The following is a 13392-nucleotide window of genomic DNA, read 5'->3' as shown; positions in this document are numbered from 1 at the left end:
CGCCCTGGTGTTCCTCAAACGTCGAGGTTGGCGACCGACAGCGCATTCTCCTGGATGAATTCCCGGCGCGGTTCGACGATGTCGCCCATCAGGCGGGTGAAGATCTCGTCGGCGACATCGGCCTGCGCGACCTCGACTCGAAGCAGCGACCGATTCGCCGGATCGAGCGTGGTTTCCCACAATTGTTCGGCGTTCATCTCGCCCAGGCCCTTGTAGCGCTGGATCGAAAGGCCCTTGCGGCCGGCCGCGAGCACCGCATCGAGCAGCTCGGACGGGCGGGTGACGGGGATCGTCTTCTTGGTGTCGGCTTCGGGCGCGGGCGCGTCATCACCTCCGGAAACCTCGCCATCGGCCAGCTCGCTCTCCGGCGCCGCCGACATCGCCGCGCTGCCTTTCTTGAGGGTGCGGAGCGTCATCGGAAGCGCGTACGCCTCGGCTTGCTCGGCGGCGAGTGCGTGCAGCTTGCGCGCCTCCGCCGAAATGAGGAAGCCGGGCTCAACGATCGTCGCGTCGGTCACGCCGCGCCATTTGCGGCGCAGGATGTAACCACCCTCTTGCGCCATCTCGCCGGACCATTCGGCTTCGAGATCACCGCGGCCGAGCCATTCGGCGACCAGCGCAATCGCTTGCGCACGCTGTCCGGGCTTCAACTCGGGGTCCAGCGCGCCAAGCAGCGCGAGTGCTTCGACGAGCGCGGGATCGTACTTCTTGGGTGCATAGCGCATGAGCGTCCGCATCCGCCGCGCGTGGTCGACCAGCGTCCTGAGGTCACGACCGCTGCGCTGCTCGGCGCCGCCCTCTAACACAAGGCCTTCAAGCCCGCTGTCCACGAGATATTCGTCGAGCGCGCCATCGTCCTTGACGTAGACTTCGCTGCGCCCGCGCGCGACCTTGTAGAGCGGCGGCTGGGCGATGAAGAGGTGACCAGCCTCAATCAGCTCGGGCATCTGACGATAGAAAAAGGTCAACAGCAGCGTGCGGATATGTGCGCCGTCGACGTCGGCGTCGGTCATCAGCACGATCTTGTGATAGCGCAGCTTGTCGAGGCTGAATTCCTCGCGGCCGATGCCGGTGCCGAGCGCCTGGATCATCGTCCCGATTTCCTTGGACGACAGCATGCGGTCGAAGCGGGCGCGCTCAACGTTGAGAATCTTGCCCTTCAAGGGCAGGATCGCCTGATATTTGCTGTCGCGGCCCTGCTTGGCCGAGCCGCCGGCGCTGTCGCCCTCGACCAAGAACAGCTCGGACTTGGCGGGGTCCTTTTCCGAGCAATCGTGGAGCTTGCCGGGAAGCGAGGCGATGCCCATCACCGACTTGCGGCTCGCCTCGCGCGCCTTGCGCGCGGCCTCGCGCGCGGCGGCGGCGTCAATCACCTTCTGGATGATCGACTTGGCGTCGGCCGGATGCTCCTCGAGCCACTCGCTCATCTTGTCGCTCATCAGCGACTCCAGGGGCTGGCGGACCTCCGAGCTGACTAGCTTGTCCTTAGTCTGGCTGCTGAATTTGGGATCGGGCAGCTTGACCGAAACGATCGCGGTCAGTCCTTCCCGCATGTCGTCGCCGGTCAGGCTGACCTTTTCCTTTTTGAGGATGCCGGTCTTGTCGGCGTAATTATTGAGCGTCCGGGTCAGCGCCGCGCGGAAGGCGGCCATGTGGGTGCCGCCATCGCGCTGAGGGATGTTGTTGGTGAACGGCAGAACGTTCTCGTAATAGCTGTCGTTCCATTCGAGCGCGACGTCGATCCCGATACCGTCGCGTACCGCGGAGATCGCGATCGGCTCGGGAAACAGCGGCGTCTTGGCGCGGTCGAGCCATTTCACGAACGCCGCGATCCCACCCTCGTAGTAGAGTTCGACTTCCTTGCGCTCGTCATGCCGCGCATCGACCAAGACGAGCCGGACGCCGCTGTTGAGGAAGGCCAGTTCGCGGAAGCGGTGCTCGAGCCGGTCGAAGTCGAATTCGAGGATTTTGAAGGTCTCTGGGCTTGGCAGGAAGGTCACCCGGGTGCCGCGCTTCTCGGTCTTGCCGACGACCTTGAGCGGCGCCTCGGCATCGCCATGGCGAAAGCGCATGTAATGCTCCTCGCCGTCGCGCCAGATGGTGAGGTCAAGGAATTCGCTGAGCGCGTTGACCACCGACACGCCGACCCCGTGAAGACCGCCCGACACCTTGTAGGCGTTGTCCTCGCTAGTGTTCTCGAACTTCCCCCCGGCATGGAGCTGGGTCATGATCACTTCGGCAGCGCTAACCCCTTCCTCGGCATGAATGCCCGTCGGAATGCCGCGGCCATTGTCCTCGACACTGACCGATCCATCGGGATTGAGGGTGATGAGAATGCGGTCGCAGTGGCCGGCCAGCGCCTCGTCGATCGCGTTGTCGCTGACCTCGAACACCATGTGGTGGAGGCCCGAGCCGTCGTCGGTATCGCCGATGTACATGCCGGGCCGCTTGCGCACGGCGTCGAGACCCTTGAGGACCTTGATGCTGTCGGCGCCATAGGCGTTGGGTTGGGTGGGTTCGCTCATGCCCACCGATATAGGGATTCAGGCCGCAAAGTCACGCGCGCGCGTGGGCGTGCGCGCGTGAACGGGTAGCGATTCGTCAGGCTCGGCCAGCGCCGCGGGAGGGGCCCCGGCTGCGGCCGCGGAACGGGGCGCGCGCACCGTCCGGACGATGTCCGGGATGACCGCCTGCGCGTTGGGGGTGGCGCTGCGGCTCGCCCGACCGCAGCGGGTTGCGGACCGGGCCGCGTGCCTCGCCGGGCACCGAGCCATCGGCGCGCTTGGGCTGGTGACCGGTCTTGGCGCCGCCGTGCCGGTCGTTGCGCTGATCGCGGCGGCGACCGTCGGCGCGCCGGCCGGCCTTGAAGCGGTCGACTCCCTGATTGTCGTCGGCCTTCTTGACCGGCTTCAGCCGCTTGATCTCGGCGACCGTCGCCATGAAGCCCTCGGGCAGCGGCGCATCGGCGATCTTCATCCGCACCAATTTCTCGATATCGCGCAGGTTGATCCGCTCGTCGGGACTACAGAAAGCAATCGCGCGCCCTTCCGCGCCGGCGCGCGCAGTGCGGCCGATGCGGTGAACATATTGCTCCGGCACGTCGGGCAGGTCGAAATTGACCACCAGCTCGACACCGGGGATGTCGATCCCGCGCGCGGCGATGTCGGTCGCCACAAGCACCGGCATCGAGCCATCGCGGAAGGCAGCAAGGGCGCGTTCGCGCTGACCCTGGCTCTTGTTGCCGTGGATCGCGCCGGCCGAAATGCCGGCCGCCTCGAGGAAGCGGACGATCTTGTCGGCACCATGCTTGGTGCGCGAGAAGACCAGCGCGCGACCGACCGGCTGGTCGCCCAGAACGCGGGTGAGAAGCGCCTGCTTTTCCGCCTGATTGACGTGGGTCACGGTCTGGCCGATCCGGTCCGCCGTCTTGGCGACGGGCGTCACCGCGATCTCAACCGGATTGCGGCAATAGGCGTCGGCCAGCTGGCGGATAGTTTTCGGCATAGTGGCCGAGAAGAACAGGGTCTGGCGACCGGTCGGGATCAGCTTCACGATCCGCTTGAGCGCGTGAACGAAACCGAGGTCGAGCATCTGATCGGCCTCATCGAGAACGAGGATTTCGAGCGCCGACAGGTCGAGCTGGCGCTGGTCGACCAGGTCGAGCAGCCGGCCCGGGGTGGCGACCAGCACGTCGAGTCCGCGGCTGACCTCGCGGATCGACTTGTTGTTCGGAACGCCGCCGAAAATGACTCCGACGCTGATATGCTGGCCGGCGGCGTAGGTGCGCGCGCTCTCCGCAATCTGCGCGGCAAGTTCGCGGGTCGGCGCAAGGACAAGCATCCGCGCCCGGCGCGGGGTCGGACGGCCCGTGGAAGCGGCGATCAGCCGATCGAGCGACGGCAGCATGAACGCCGCGGTCTTGCCCGTCCCGGTCTGGGCGATGCCGAGCAGGTCGCGGCCGGCGAGCACTGGCGGGATGGCCTGCGCCTGGATCGGCGTCGGAACGGTGTAATTCTTGGCTTCAAGCGCGGCGATAAGCGGCCGCGACAGGCCGAGGTCAGGAAACTTTGTCATGGAAAGTCCAATATGAATGAGCGAGCGGCCGCGGCCGAAATGGCGCGGTCCGATCGGGCTGGGTTGAGCACCCCGCGTGAATTGGGAAGCCGGTTGATCCGGGTCGAGGCGCGGGCTCCCGGGTCAGGCCCGGGCTTCACGCCGCTTGCAGAAGCGCCTCGTGTTGCGGTGCAATATAGAGCGTTGCACAGAAAAGTCCAGTCAACCCTTGGCGGCGAGGCGAATCGCAGCCTCAAGGACCGTGTCCCGTCCCGCAGCGATATCAGCCGCGGTCACTGCGATCGGCACATCGGGCACCACGCCGCGATCGGGCATCGGACGCGGCGGATGTGTGGCGATCAGAGGGAGGTCGAACTCGAGCCCGCTTTCGGGCAGTGTGGCGAAAAAGAAGGCGCCGCCGTTTATCCCGCGCTGATTGCCGCCGGTCTCGCCGCCAACCAGGGTCCCGAGCTTTTTCTCCTGGACCCGAGCCGCGAACTGGTTGGTGGCCGAGCTGTTTGCCGCGTCGGTCAGCACGATGAGCTTGCCGGCGAACCGCGGAGTGCGCGGCTGGAGGACCGCTGACGGCCCATCCTCGGCGCTAGTCAATTCTAGGAAACCCTGTTCGGCCGGGCGAGCGCCGGCGCCGAGCTCGAAAAAGCTCTTGTCCCAAGTCTTCAGCCCGGCGCGAAGCGATTGCGGGACTGAGCGGAAGCGCAGCAAACGCCGGTAGCGGAACGGCTCCAGCGGACGGTAGATGAGATGGGCGATCAGATGGTCGCCGATGTCGATCCCGCCCTCGTTGCCACGCAAATCGACGATCAGCGTTTTGGAGCCAGCTGCAACCATTTCCGCGAATTTCGCCTGGAGCCATTCCTGCCACGCCCATTTGGTCTGGTAGACCGCCCAATTGTCCATGGTCAGGATGGCCGTCGGCCCGCGCTGCTCGAATGTCCACCAGGGAGCGGTTCCGGAGCGGTCGAGCGAGGGCGGCTGGGCGGCGGCGCGCGCCGCGCGGTCGATTGGCGTCAATCGACGCCCGGCGACGCGACCCGCCGGGTCGCGCAGAGTCACGAAAAAGTCCCCTTGGTCAGCGAACAGCAAGGGATGGAAGATGTCGAACGTCTCGAATCGGTCGTTGCCGACGATCGAGAGCAGACTCCGCTGCTTGGCGATATTGTGACCGTCCGCGCGAACATAAGGCAGCAGCGCGGCGAGGATCCGCGGCGTACGGACCCGATCGATGGCAAGGACTTCCGACCCGGGCGCCACGCCTACCTTCCAGGGATCCCGCACCACGACCATCCGCTGGCCGATCCAGCGAAAGTGCAACGGCAACAGCCGCTTGCCGGGCAACAGATCCGCAGCAATCGCGTCGGTCTGGTTGTTGGGATTGCAGAAGCTGTGGCCGCAGCGGATCGCGGCCAGGAAGCGCGACAGTGCCAGGAAGCGTGCAGCAAGCGCTGGCCGCAGCTGCCATTCCAAGGCCAGCCCTGCCACGCGGCGTTCGAACTGTGCGGGAGTCTGGTAGCGGTACAGCCCGGGATGAAGCGCGGTCAGCCAGTCGCGCAGACGACCGATGTCGGCGGGTAACTTCGCGCTCACCGAAGTGGGGAGCAAGCTCGCGGAAAGACCGGCCACGACTGATCGGCGATCGAGCTGCAAAGGTGCTCCCCTTCTGCGCTACGATAGCAAGTGCATGATCATTGCGCACCCGGCCCAAGGTGCAGGTTCAGGTGCCGAGCACGGTCCCGTCGGCAACCTGATAATGAACGCCGTTCCCAATCCCCTCAAATAGCGCCGCCTCCGTGGCCGTCATCCACACCTGCCCACGCCCACCGAGGCGAGCGAACAAGGCGGCGCGGCGGCTCGGGTCCAGGTGCGCCGCCACTTCGTCGAGCAGCAGCACCGGCGCCGCGCCGCGGCGCTCGGCGACCAGGTCCGCGTGCGCCAGGATAAGGCCGATCAGTAGGGCCTTTTGTTCCCCGGTCGAGCCGAGCGCGGCGGGTTGAGTTTTCGCCAGATAGGTGACTTCCAGGTCCTGGCGGTGGGGTCCGGCCGTAGCCCTGCCGGCGGCGGCGTCCCGACCTCGATTGGCGCACAATGTCGCGGCGAGATCGTCCTGCTCCCGCCCGGTCAACGCCAGGCCGGCGCGCGGAAAGTCTCCCTCCGCCCTCGCTACCAACCCCTCGGCGAGGGCTTTGACCGTTCGTGACCGGGCAGCGGCGAGCAACGTGCCGTGCTCCGCCATCCCCGCCTCGAGCGCGGCGAGCCACTGTGGGTCGGCGCCCTCAGGTTCGGCCAGCAACTTGTTGCGCGCGCGCATCGCCGCCTCGTAGCGCGCGCTGTGGTGAGCATGGCCCGGCTCGAGCGCCAGCACCAACCGGTCGAGGAAGCGTCGGCGGGCACCGGCGCTGTCATTGAACAGCCGATCCATCGCCGGGGTCAGCCACAATATCGAAAGGCGCTCGGACAGCGCATTGACCGAGGCAGTGGCGCCGTTGATCCGGACCTGCCGCCGCTCGGGTGAGGTGGGCGATGTTCCGGTGCCGACCTCGCTGCCGTCAGCCAATCGCGCCGAAACGGCAAAGCTTCCCGCCCCGGCTTTGAACGCCATCTCCGACAGCGCCGCGCGGCGCAGCCCGCGGCCGGGAGCCAGCAGCGAGACCGCTTCGAGGATATTTGTCTTGCCGGCCCCATTGGGCCCGCTCAGCAGGACGAAGCCGGGACCCGGCGACATGACCGCGTCCGCGTGATTGCGGAAATCGGTGAGGGCGAGACGCGCGAGCACGCTTTTCCCTATCGCGCTGTCGGTGACCCGACCAGCGCTGGTCGGCGCGGCATTTAACGCTGTGCGGTTCTGAGCTTCTCGATATGCGCGTCGAGACTGCGCGTGCCGGCTTCATTTTCCTGCGCGATCCGGGCGGCATCCGGATTGCGGATCAGTTCGAGAAGTTCGCGATCGGCGACTGCTACGGCGTCAGCATAACGCAGCGCGACCGGGTCGCCCTGGAACTTCAGGACTTCGACGAGCTCATCGGCATCAAGCCCTCGCACCGACTTTTCCTTCTGCTCGCGGCGCTCGCGCGCAACAATCAATTCGTCGATCGGCGGCAATCGGCCCGCGTGCGCCTGGCGGAGCAACCGGGCGATCTCGCCCGGTTGCTGTTGAATGCGCAACAGCTTTGCGCCGACCGGGCTGCGGTAGAAGTCGATCAGCTTGACGAGATCGGTTGCGGAAAGGCGGTCGGCGAAAACTGCCGCTTTGCGGGACTTCGCGGTGCGGACGAAGGATGCCGCGTTGCGGATCGCGACCGGGCGCGCCCCGGCGATGTAGGCGTCGATGGCACCCGGATATTCGCGCTCGATCTTCGCGAGGGCCGGGTCGGCGTGCCCCGACCGCCGCACGCGGATGGTCCACATCGCCATGTTGCTGGCAACCATCTCTGCCTCAGGGTGAAAGAGCTCGATCAGCCAGCGCGCCTGCGCGAGCCGCGCTTCGCGCGCCATCATCGGGCGCGACACGGCGGCCGGTGACCGGGAAGCAGGCGTTGCCTGCGGGAGCGACATGGCCATGGCGGCAAGAAGAAAGAGCATCGACATCCCCGCTACGCACACATGAGGTGCTTGTAGCGGCGCGGGGTTAAGGAGCTGTTTCCTGCGTCAGACGCGCATCGGCATCAGGACGTAGAGCGCGGCGCTGTCATCCTTTTCGCGAAGCAAGGTCGGGGCGGCCGCATCGGCGAGATGGACCTCGACGTTGTCGCCTTCGATCTGCTGCAAAATGTCGAGCAGGTAGCGCGCGTTGAAGCCGATTTCGAGCGAGTCATTGCCATAGTCGGCCGCAATCTCCTCGGTCGCGGTGCCGCTCTCCGGGCTCGAGACCGACAGTGTCACCTTGTCGCGATCCACGCTCATCTTGACCGCGCGGGTCTTCTCGGAGGCGATGGTGGCGACACGGTCGACGCCGGCAGCGAAGCTTTTGGGATCGAGCTTGAGGAGCTTGTCGTTGGCGGTCGGGATGACCCGGTTGTAGTCGGGGAAGGTGCCGTCGATGAGCTTTGAGGTCAGCACCGCGCTGCCGAGCCCGAAGCGGACCTTGGTCGGCGACAGCGAAACCTCGACCGTCCCCTCGACCTCGTCGAGCAGCTTGCGCAGTTCCTGGACGCATTTGCGCGGGATGATGATGTCGGGCATCGATTCGGCGCCCTCGGGACGCTCCATCGTGATGCGCGCGAGGCGATGGCCATCGGTGGCCGCGGCCTTGAGCTTGTCGTCGGCGACGTGGAGGAAGATACCCATCAGATAGTAGCGCGTCTCCTCGCTGCTGATCGCGAAGCGGGTCTTGTCGATGATCTGGCGAAGGGTCGCGGCGGGAAGCTCGAAGCGGGTCGGAAGCTCCCCTTCGGCGATGACCGGAAAGTCGTCGCGCGGCAGGGTCGAGAGGTTGAAGCGCGAGCGGCCGGCGACGACCTGCATCTTGCCCTCGGCGGCGGTCAGTTCGACTTGGCTGCCTTCGGGCAATTTGCGGACGATGTCGTGGAAGGTGTGGGCCGGGACGGTGGTGGCGCCGGCCTGCTCGACCTGTGCCGCGACGCTTTCGTCGACTTGGAGGTCGAGGTCGGTCGCCATCAGGCGGATCGCGCCGTCCTCGCTCGCTTCGATAAGAACGTTGGAGAGGATTGGAATGGTGTTGCGGCGCTCGACCACCGACTGGACGTGGCCGAGGCTCTTGAGGAGGGTGGCCCGTTCGATCGTCGCCTTCATGGAAGATGCTTCCCCGTCTGCTGCCCCGTGGTCGGGGCCGGTTATAACGAGGTCGCGGCGCGCCGCTAGTGGAGACAGCAGTGGTTTCGTGAAATAGGATTTGCTCAGGCCGGGGTGAGCACCGTGTCGATCTTGTGGACGATGCCGTTGGAGTGCCTGGAATCGGCCGCGGTGACCCTGGCCTTGGCGCCGGCCGGGTCGGTGAGGACGATGGCGTCGCCGTCGCGGGTGGCGGTCAGAGCGGCGCCGCCGACGGTCATCAACTGGGTCTTGCCGCCCTCCTTTTCGATCGCCTTGGCGATGTCTTCGCTCAGGATTGCGCCGGAAAGCACGTGATTGGTCAGCAATTTCGTCAATTGCGGCCGCGTTTCGGGCGTCATCAGCCCGTCGAGCGCACCGGCCGGGAGCTTGGCGAAGGCGCCGTCGACCGGTACCAGCACGGTGTACGGCCCGGGGCCGGTCAGCGTGGTGTCGAGCCCGGCCGCCTTGACCGCCTTGGCGAAGGTCGACGCGTCGTTGCCGAGCCCGGCGGCGATGGTCGTCTCGGCCTTGGCCTCGGCCTTGCCGCCGGCGCCCGCGCCGGACTTGTCGGCGGCGGAATCGCAGGCGGCGAGCGGAAGGGCGAGGGCGAGCAAATAGGCAAGACGCATGGCAGGGGCTCCTTTTGCCCCGCCCAACGAGCGCGGCGGCGAGGCGTTCCGTTTCGGCACCGGCCTATTGCGCCGGCGTATCGGCGACCCAGTCGCGCGCCATGCGCCGCGCCGCGAGCAAGCCGAGCAGCGAGGCGAGGAGATAAAAGCCGAGCGCGCCGATGGCGGCGTAGCGCAGGCTGTCCGGGCCATAGGTCGAGCGCAGCGAATCCGAGATCGCGCCGATCAGCAACGGCCCGACCCCGAGCCCGACGAGATTGTTGATCAGCAGGAACAGCGCCGAGGCAGTGGCGCGCATCGGCCGCTCGACGAGGTGCTGGATGGCGGTCGTAATCGGCCCGAGCCACAGGATGTTGAGCGCATTGCCGATCGCCAGCGGAAGCCAGGCGAGCCACAGATTGCCGGTGGTCAGGCCGAAGAAATAGCAGGGAACGGTGACCAGCCAGGCGACGGCCGGAAGCCAGGCGTACCAGCGCTTGTCGCCGTGGCCGAGGCGGTCGGCGAGCAGGCCGCCGGCGAACACGCCGATGACCCCGCCGATCAGCAGCAGGCTGCCCATGAACTGGCCGGCCTGGATCAACGACAGGCCGTAGCTGCGCATGAACACCGACGGGATCCACACGGCGAGGCCGTAGCCGACCAGCGAGCTCAGGGAGGCGGCGAAGGCGAGCAGCCAGAAGCTGGGTTTCTTCGCGACGACGGAGAATACCGCGCCGAGGCGGACCTGCTCGCCCGAACCCTGGGCCCGCGGCGGGTCCTTGACCGCCCACAGGAACAGCGGGACGAGCACCAAGCCGAGCACGCCCATGATGAGGAAGGCGGCGCGCCAATCGACATAGGTGGCGATATAGGCGCCGGCGATGAGCCCGCTGCCGAGCCCGAGCGGAACGCCGAGCGAAAAGATGCCGAGCGCCCGGCCGCGCCGTTCGGGCGGGAAATAATCGGCGATGAGCGCGTAGGACGGCGCCACCCCGCCGGCTTCGCCGACCCCGACCCCGAGGCGGCACAGGAACAAGGACCAATAGCCCTGCGTCGTGCCGCACAAGGCGGTGAACCCGCTCCACACGGCGAGCGAGCCGGCGATGACCTTGCTCCGGCTGGTACGGTCGGCAAGCAGCGACAACGGCACCCCGGCGATGCTGTAGAGCAAGGCAAAGGCGAGCCCGGCGATGGCGCCGAATTCGGTGTCGCTGAGGCTGAGACTCTCCTTGATCGGCTGGGCGAGAATCGAGAGCAACTGCCGGTCGAGGAAGTTGAGGATGTAGGCCAGCAGCAGGAAGGCCAGCACCAGATTGGGATTGCGCGGCAGCGTTCGGTCGGTCGAGCTCATGCGCCGCACCTTGGCACGGCGCGGCGGGTCACGCTAGCGAAGCCCCGCGGCCAGCGTCGCCAGCCGCTCGACATCGGCCGCATCCTGGTAAAGGCCGAAGCCGATGCGCAGCACGTCGCCGCGCACGTCGGTGATGCACTCCTGCTCCGCCAGCCGCTGCTGCCATTCCGCCGCGCTCTGCGAGCGGAAAGCGAGGAAGCGGGCGTGCGGCTTTCCGTCGAGCGGGTTGAGCAATTCGGCCTCGCCGAGCGGGGTGGCGGCGAGCAGGTCGAGCGCCTGGCGCTGGAGCGCTTCGGCATGGGCCGAGACGGCGGCGGTGGTGATGCCCTCGGCCGCCAGCATCCGGCGGATGGCATTGAAGCGGTAGAGCGCGGAGGGATCGAAGGTCGCGCCCATGAAGCGGAGCGCATCGGCGCGGTAGCCGATGCCGCCGGGCGGGGCGGTGAGCTCGCCGAATTCGGCATACCAGCCGGTGATCGGCGGGCGCGGGCCGAAGCCGGGCGGGCAATGCATGAAGCCGAGGCCTTCGCCGGCCATTGCATATTTGTAGCCGCCGCCGAGGTAGAAGGCGGAGGCGGCGGGGGCGTTCGGGTGGGTGGATTTGGACGGCGGCCCCACCCCCCGGCCCCCTCCCGCAAGCGGGAGGGGGAGGGCCATGAAGGCGTGGTAGCCGTCGATGACGACCCACGGGCCGTCTTCGCGGGCGAGGCCGGCGAGCGTATCGATCCCGGTGAATAGCCGGCCGCTGCCGAACAGGACCTGGCTGACGAGGATGAGATCGTGGTCGCCGGCGCGGGCGGCTTCGAGGAAGCGGTCGGTGAAGCTGTCGAACGGCCGCGCGGAGACGGTTTCGAGGTCGAGCCAGCCGTCCTCGGCCCAGCGCGCGAACTGGCGGCGGGCGGAGTGGAATTCGCCGTCGCTGGCAAGCACCCGCAGCCGCGCTGGCGAACGGCGCGGGCAGGCGGCGGCGAGGCGGACGATGAAATCATGGGTGTTGGCGGAAAAGACGAACGCCGACGGGTCGCCCGCGCCGAGCTCGTCGGCGACATAGGCCGCGGCTTCCGGCCACACCGCGCCCATCACCTTGTCCCACTTGCGGTCGGCGAGGGTGGCCGCGTCCTGCCAGCATTCGACCTGGCCGTCGAAGCTGGCGTCGGGCCACAGATGATGGCTGTGCGCGGCGAAGTGCAGCCGGCCGGGCGCCGCGCCGAGGCTGCGCGAGAACAGGTGCTTGAAGCTCATAGCTCGGTGCGCAGCGCCCACAGCGCGGGGAAGGCGCGCTTGGCCAGGGTCGAACCCAGATAGGCGACCCCGGCCGAGCCGCCGGTGCCGGTCTTCATGCCGATGATCCTCTCGACCGTCAGCATGTGCTTGTGGCGCCAAGTGGCGAGCGAATCGTCGAGATCGACCAGCTTTTCGGCGAGGCCGTAAAGGTCGAAATGATCGTCGGCGTCGCGATAAACCGCGAGCCAGGAGGCGGCGACGGCGGCGTCGTCGGAGACGTCGAAGCCGGCGCGGCCAAGGGCGGCGATCGCCTCGTCCCACAGGCTGGGCTCGGCCAGCGCCGCCTCGAGCGCGACGCGGCCGGCGCTGCCGCCCTCGTGCAGCTCGAGATATTTGGGGTCCTTGAGGCCGAGCCGATATTCGAGCTCACGGAACTGCGCCGACTGGAAGCCCGACGAGGTGCCGAGGACGTGGCGGAACGCGGTATAATCGACCGGCGTGAGGGTCGCGAGCACATCCCACGACAGGGTCATCACGGTCTGGATCCGGCTGACCCGCGACAGCGCCTTGTGGGCTCCGGCGAAATGATCCTGGCGGACGAGGCGGCACGCCAGGCCGACCTCGTGGAGCATTTGCTTCAGCCACAATTCCTTGGTCTGGTGGATGACGATGAACAGCATCTCGTCATGCAGATCGCTGTGCGGACGCTGCGCGCCGAGCACCTCGTCGAGGCGCAGATAATCGGCATAGGTGATGCCGGAGGGAGTGGCCGTCATGCGCCCACGTCTAGGCGATTCGGCGGGCGCGACAAAGCGCGCTGTGCCGGCGCTAATTCTGCGGGGTGTTGCCGCCGCCGAGCGCGCCGCTGCTGAACACGCCGACGTTGCCGAGCAATTCGTCGAAGAAGCCGCGCTTGCGGCCCAGCGTCGGGGTCTTGTCGTTGACCGGATCGATCGCGGCGATCAGCGTTTCGTCGCTGCGGTTGATCGCGGCGACGTTGCCGGCGGCGTCGAAGCTGATCTTGAGCACGTCCTGATCGAGCGTCTTCTGGCTGCGGAAGGCGACGGTGCGCGTGTCCTGCGAGACGTAATACCAGTCGTTCTCGTTGAACTGGCCGGTGAAGGTCGGGCGGCCGAGGGTCTTGGCGACCGAATCCTTGTTGTCGACCCCGACCTGGATGCCCTGGGCGAGTTCCTTGTCGATGACGAAGCCGCGGTGGTCCTTGATGCCCATCGCGCAGCCCGGCGCGAGCGCGGCCACCGCCGCGGCGCAAGCCAGCTTGACCAAGGTTGACGCCATTCCCATTGACTCCATCGAGGCGGATGCCTGTCGCCGACCGCCGTTAGGCGATAAGTGACGCAGGCGGCA

At 67.1% G+C, this 13392-nt stretch carries 11 protein-coding genes; all 11 read right to left on the bottom strand.

The features are described 5' to 3' along the window. Positions 1-14: 14 nt before the first annotated feature. Positions 15-2525, bottom strand: coding sequence for a DNA topoisomerase (ATP-hydrolyzing) subunit B (gene gyrB, locus D0Z60_RS10350; RefSeq protein ID WP_118858164.1), 2511 nt, complete (start codon positions 2523-2525; stop codon positions 15-17). Positions 2526-2601: 76 nt separating this feature from the next. Next, complete coding sequence (locus tag D0Z60_RS10345; protein WP_118858163.1) at positions 2602-4074, bottom strand: DEAD/DEAH box helicase; 1473 nt, start codon at positions 4072-4074, stop codon at positions 2602-2604. A gap of 201 nt (positions 4075-4275) precedes the next feature. After that, on the bottom strand, positions 4276-5658 hold the full coding sequence (locus tag D0Z60_RS10340) for a S41 family peptidase (RefSeq protein WP_118858162.1): 1383 nt from the start codon (positions 5656-5658) through the stop codon (positions 4276-4278). 127 nt (positions 5659-5785) lie between these two features. After that, positions 5786-6844, bottom strand: coding sequence for a DNA replication/repair protein RecF (gene recF / locus D0Z60_RS10335; RefSeq protein WP_118858161.1), 1059 nt, complete (start codon positions 6842-6844; stop codon positions 5786-5788). Positions 6845-6897: 53 nt separating this feature from the next. After that, the gene (locus D0Z60_RS10330; RefSeq protein ID WP_162888198.1) at positions 6898-7650 is read right to left on the bottom strand and encodes a DUF2059 domain-containing protein; all 753 of its coding nucleotides are present in this window, start codon (positions 7648-7650) and stop codon (positions 6898-6900) included. A gap of 66 nt (positions 7651-7716) precedes the next feature. Continuing rightward, positions 7717-8820: a DNA polymerase III subunit beta gene (gene dnaN, locus D0Z60_RS10325; protein ID WP_118858159.1), complete on the bottom strand. Its 1104-nt coding sequence runs from the start codon at positions 8818-8820 to the stop codon at positions 7717-7719. Positions 8821-8924: 104 nt separating this feature from the next. Then, on the bottom strand, positions 8925-9470 hold the full coding sequence (locus D0Z60_RS10320) for a fasciclin domain-containing protein (RefSeq protein ID WP_118858158.1): 546 nt from the start codon (positions 9468-9470) through the stop codon (positions 8925-8927). A 64-nt stretch (positions 9471-9534) separates the two neighbouring features. After that, complete coding sequence (locus D0Z60_RS10315) at positions 9535-10800, bottom strand: spinster family MFS transporter (RefSeq protein ID WP_118858157.1); 1266 nt, start codon at positions 10798-10800, stop codon at positions 9535-9537. A gap of 33 nt (positions 10801-10833) precedes the next feature. Further along, positions 10834-12042 (bottom strand): kynureninase/PvdN C-terminal domain-containing protein, encoded by a 1209-nt coding sequence (locus D0Z60_RS10310; RefSeq protein WP_118858156.1) that lies wholly within the window; start codon positions 12040-12042, stop codon positions 10834-10836. Beyond that, positions 12039-12800, bottom strand: a complete 762-nt coding sequence (locus tag D0Z60_RS10305; RefSeq protein ID WP_118858155.1) for a tryptophan 2,3-dioxygenase — start codon at positions 12798-12800, stop codon at positions 12039-12041. Before D0Z60_RS10305 ends, D0Z60_RS10310 begins: the two co-directional genes overlap by 4 nt. A 52-nt stretch (positions 12801-12852) precedes the next feature. Further along, positions 12853-13323, bottom strand: coding sequence for an outer membrane protein assembly factor BamE (locus D0Z60_RS10300; protein ID WP_118858154.1), 471 nt, complete (start codon positions 13321-13323; stop codon positions 12853-12855). Between the last annotated feature and the right edge of the window lie 69 nt (positions 13324-13392).

The sequence above is a fragment of the Sphingomonas mesophila genome (assembly GCF_003499275.1).
GTDB lineage: Bacteria > Pseudomonadota > Alphaproteobacteria > Sphingomonadales > Sphingomonadaceae > Sphingomicrobium > Sphingomicrobium mesophilum.
The sequence above is the reverse complement of the archived record's forward strand: the minus strand, read 5'-3'. Positions and strand labels throughout refer to the sequence as shown.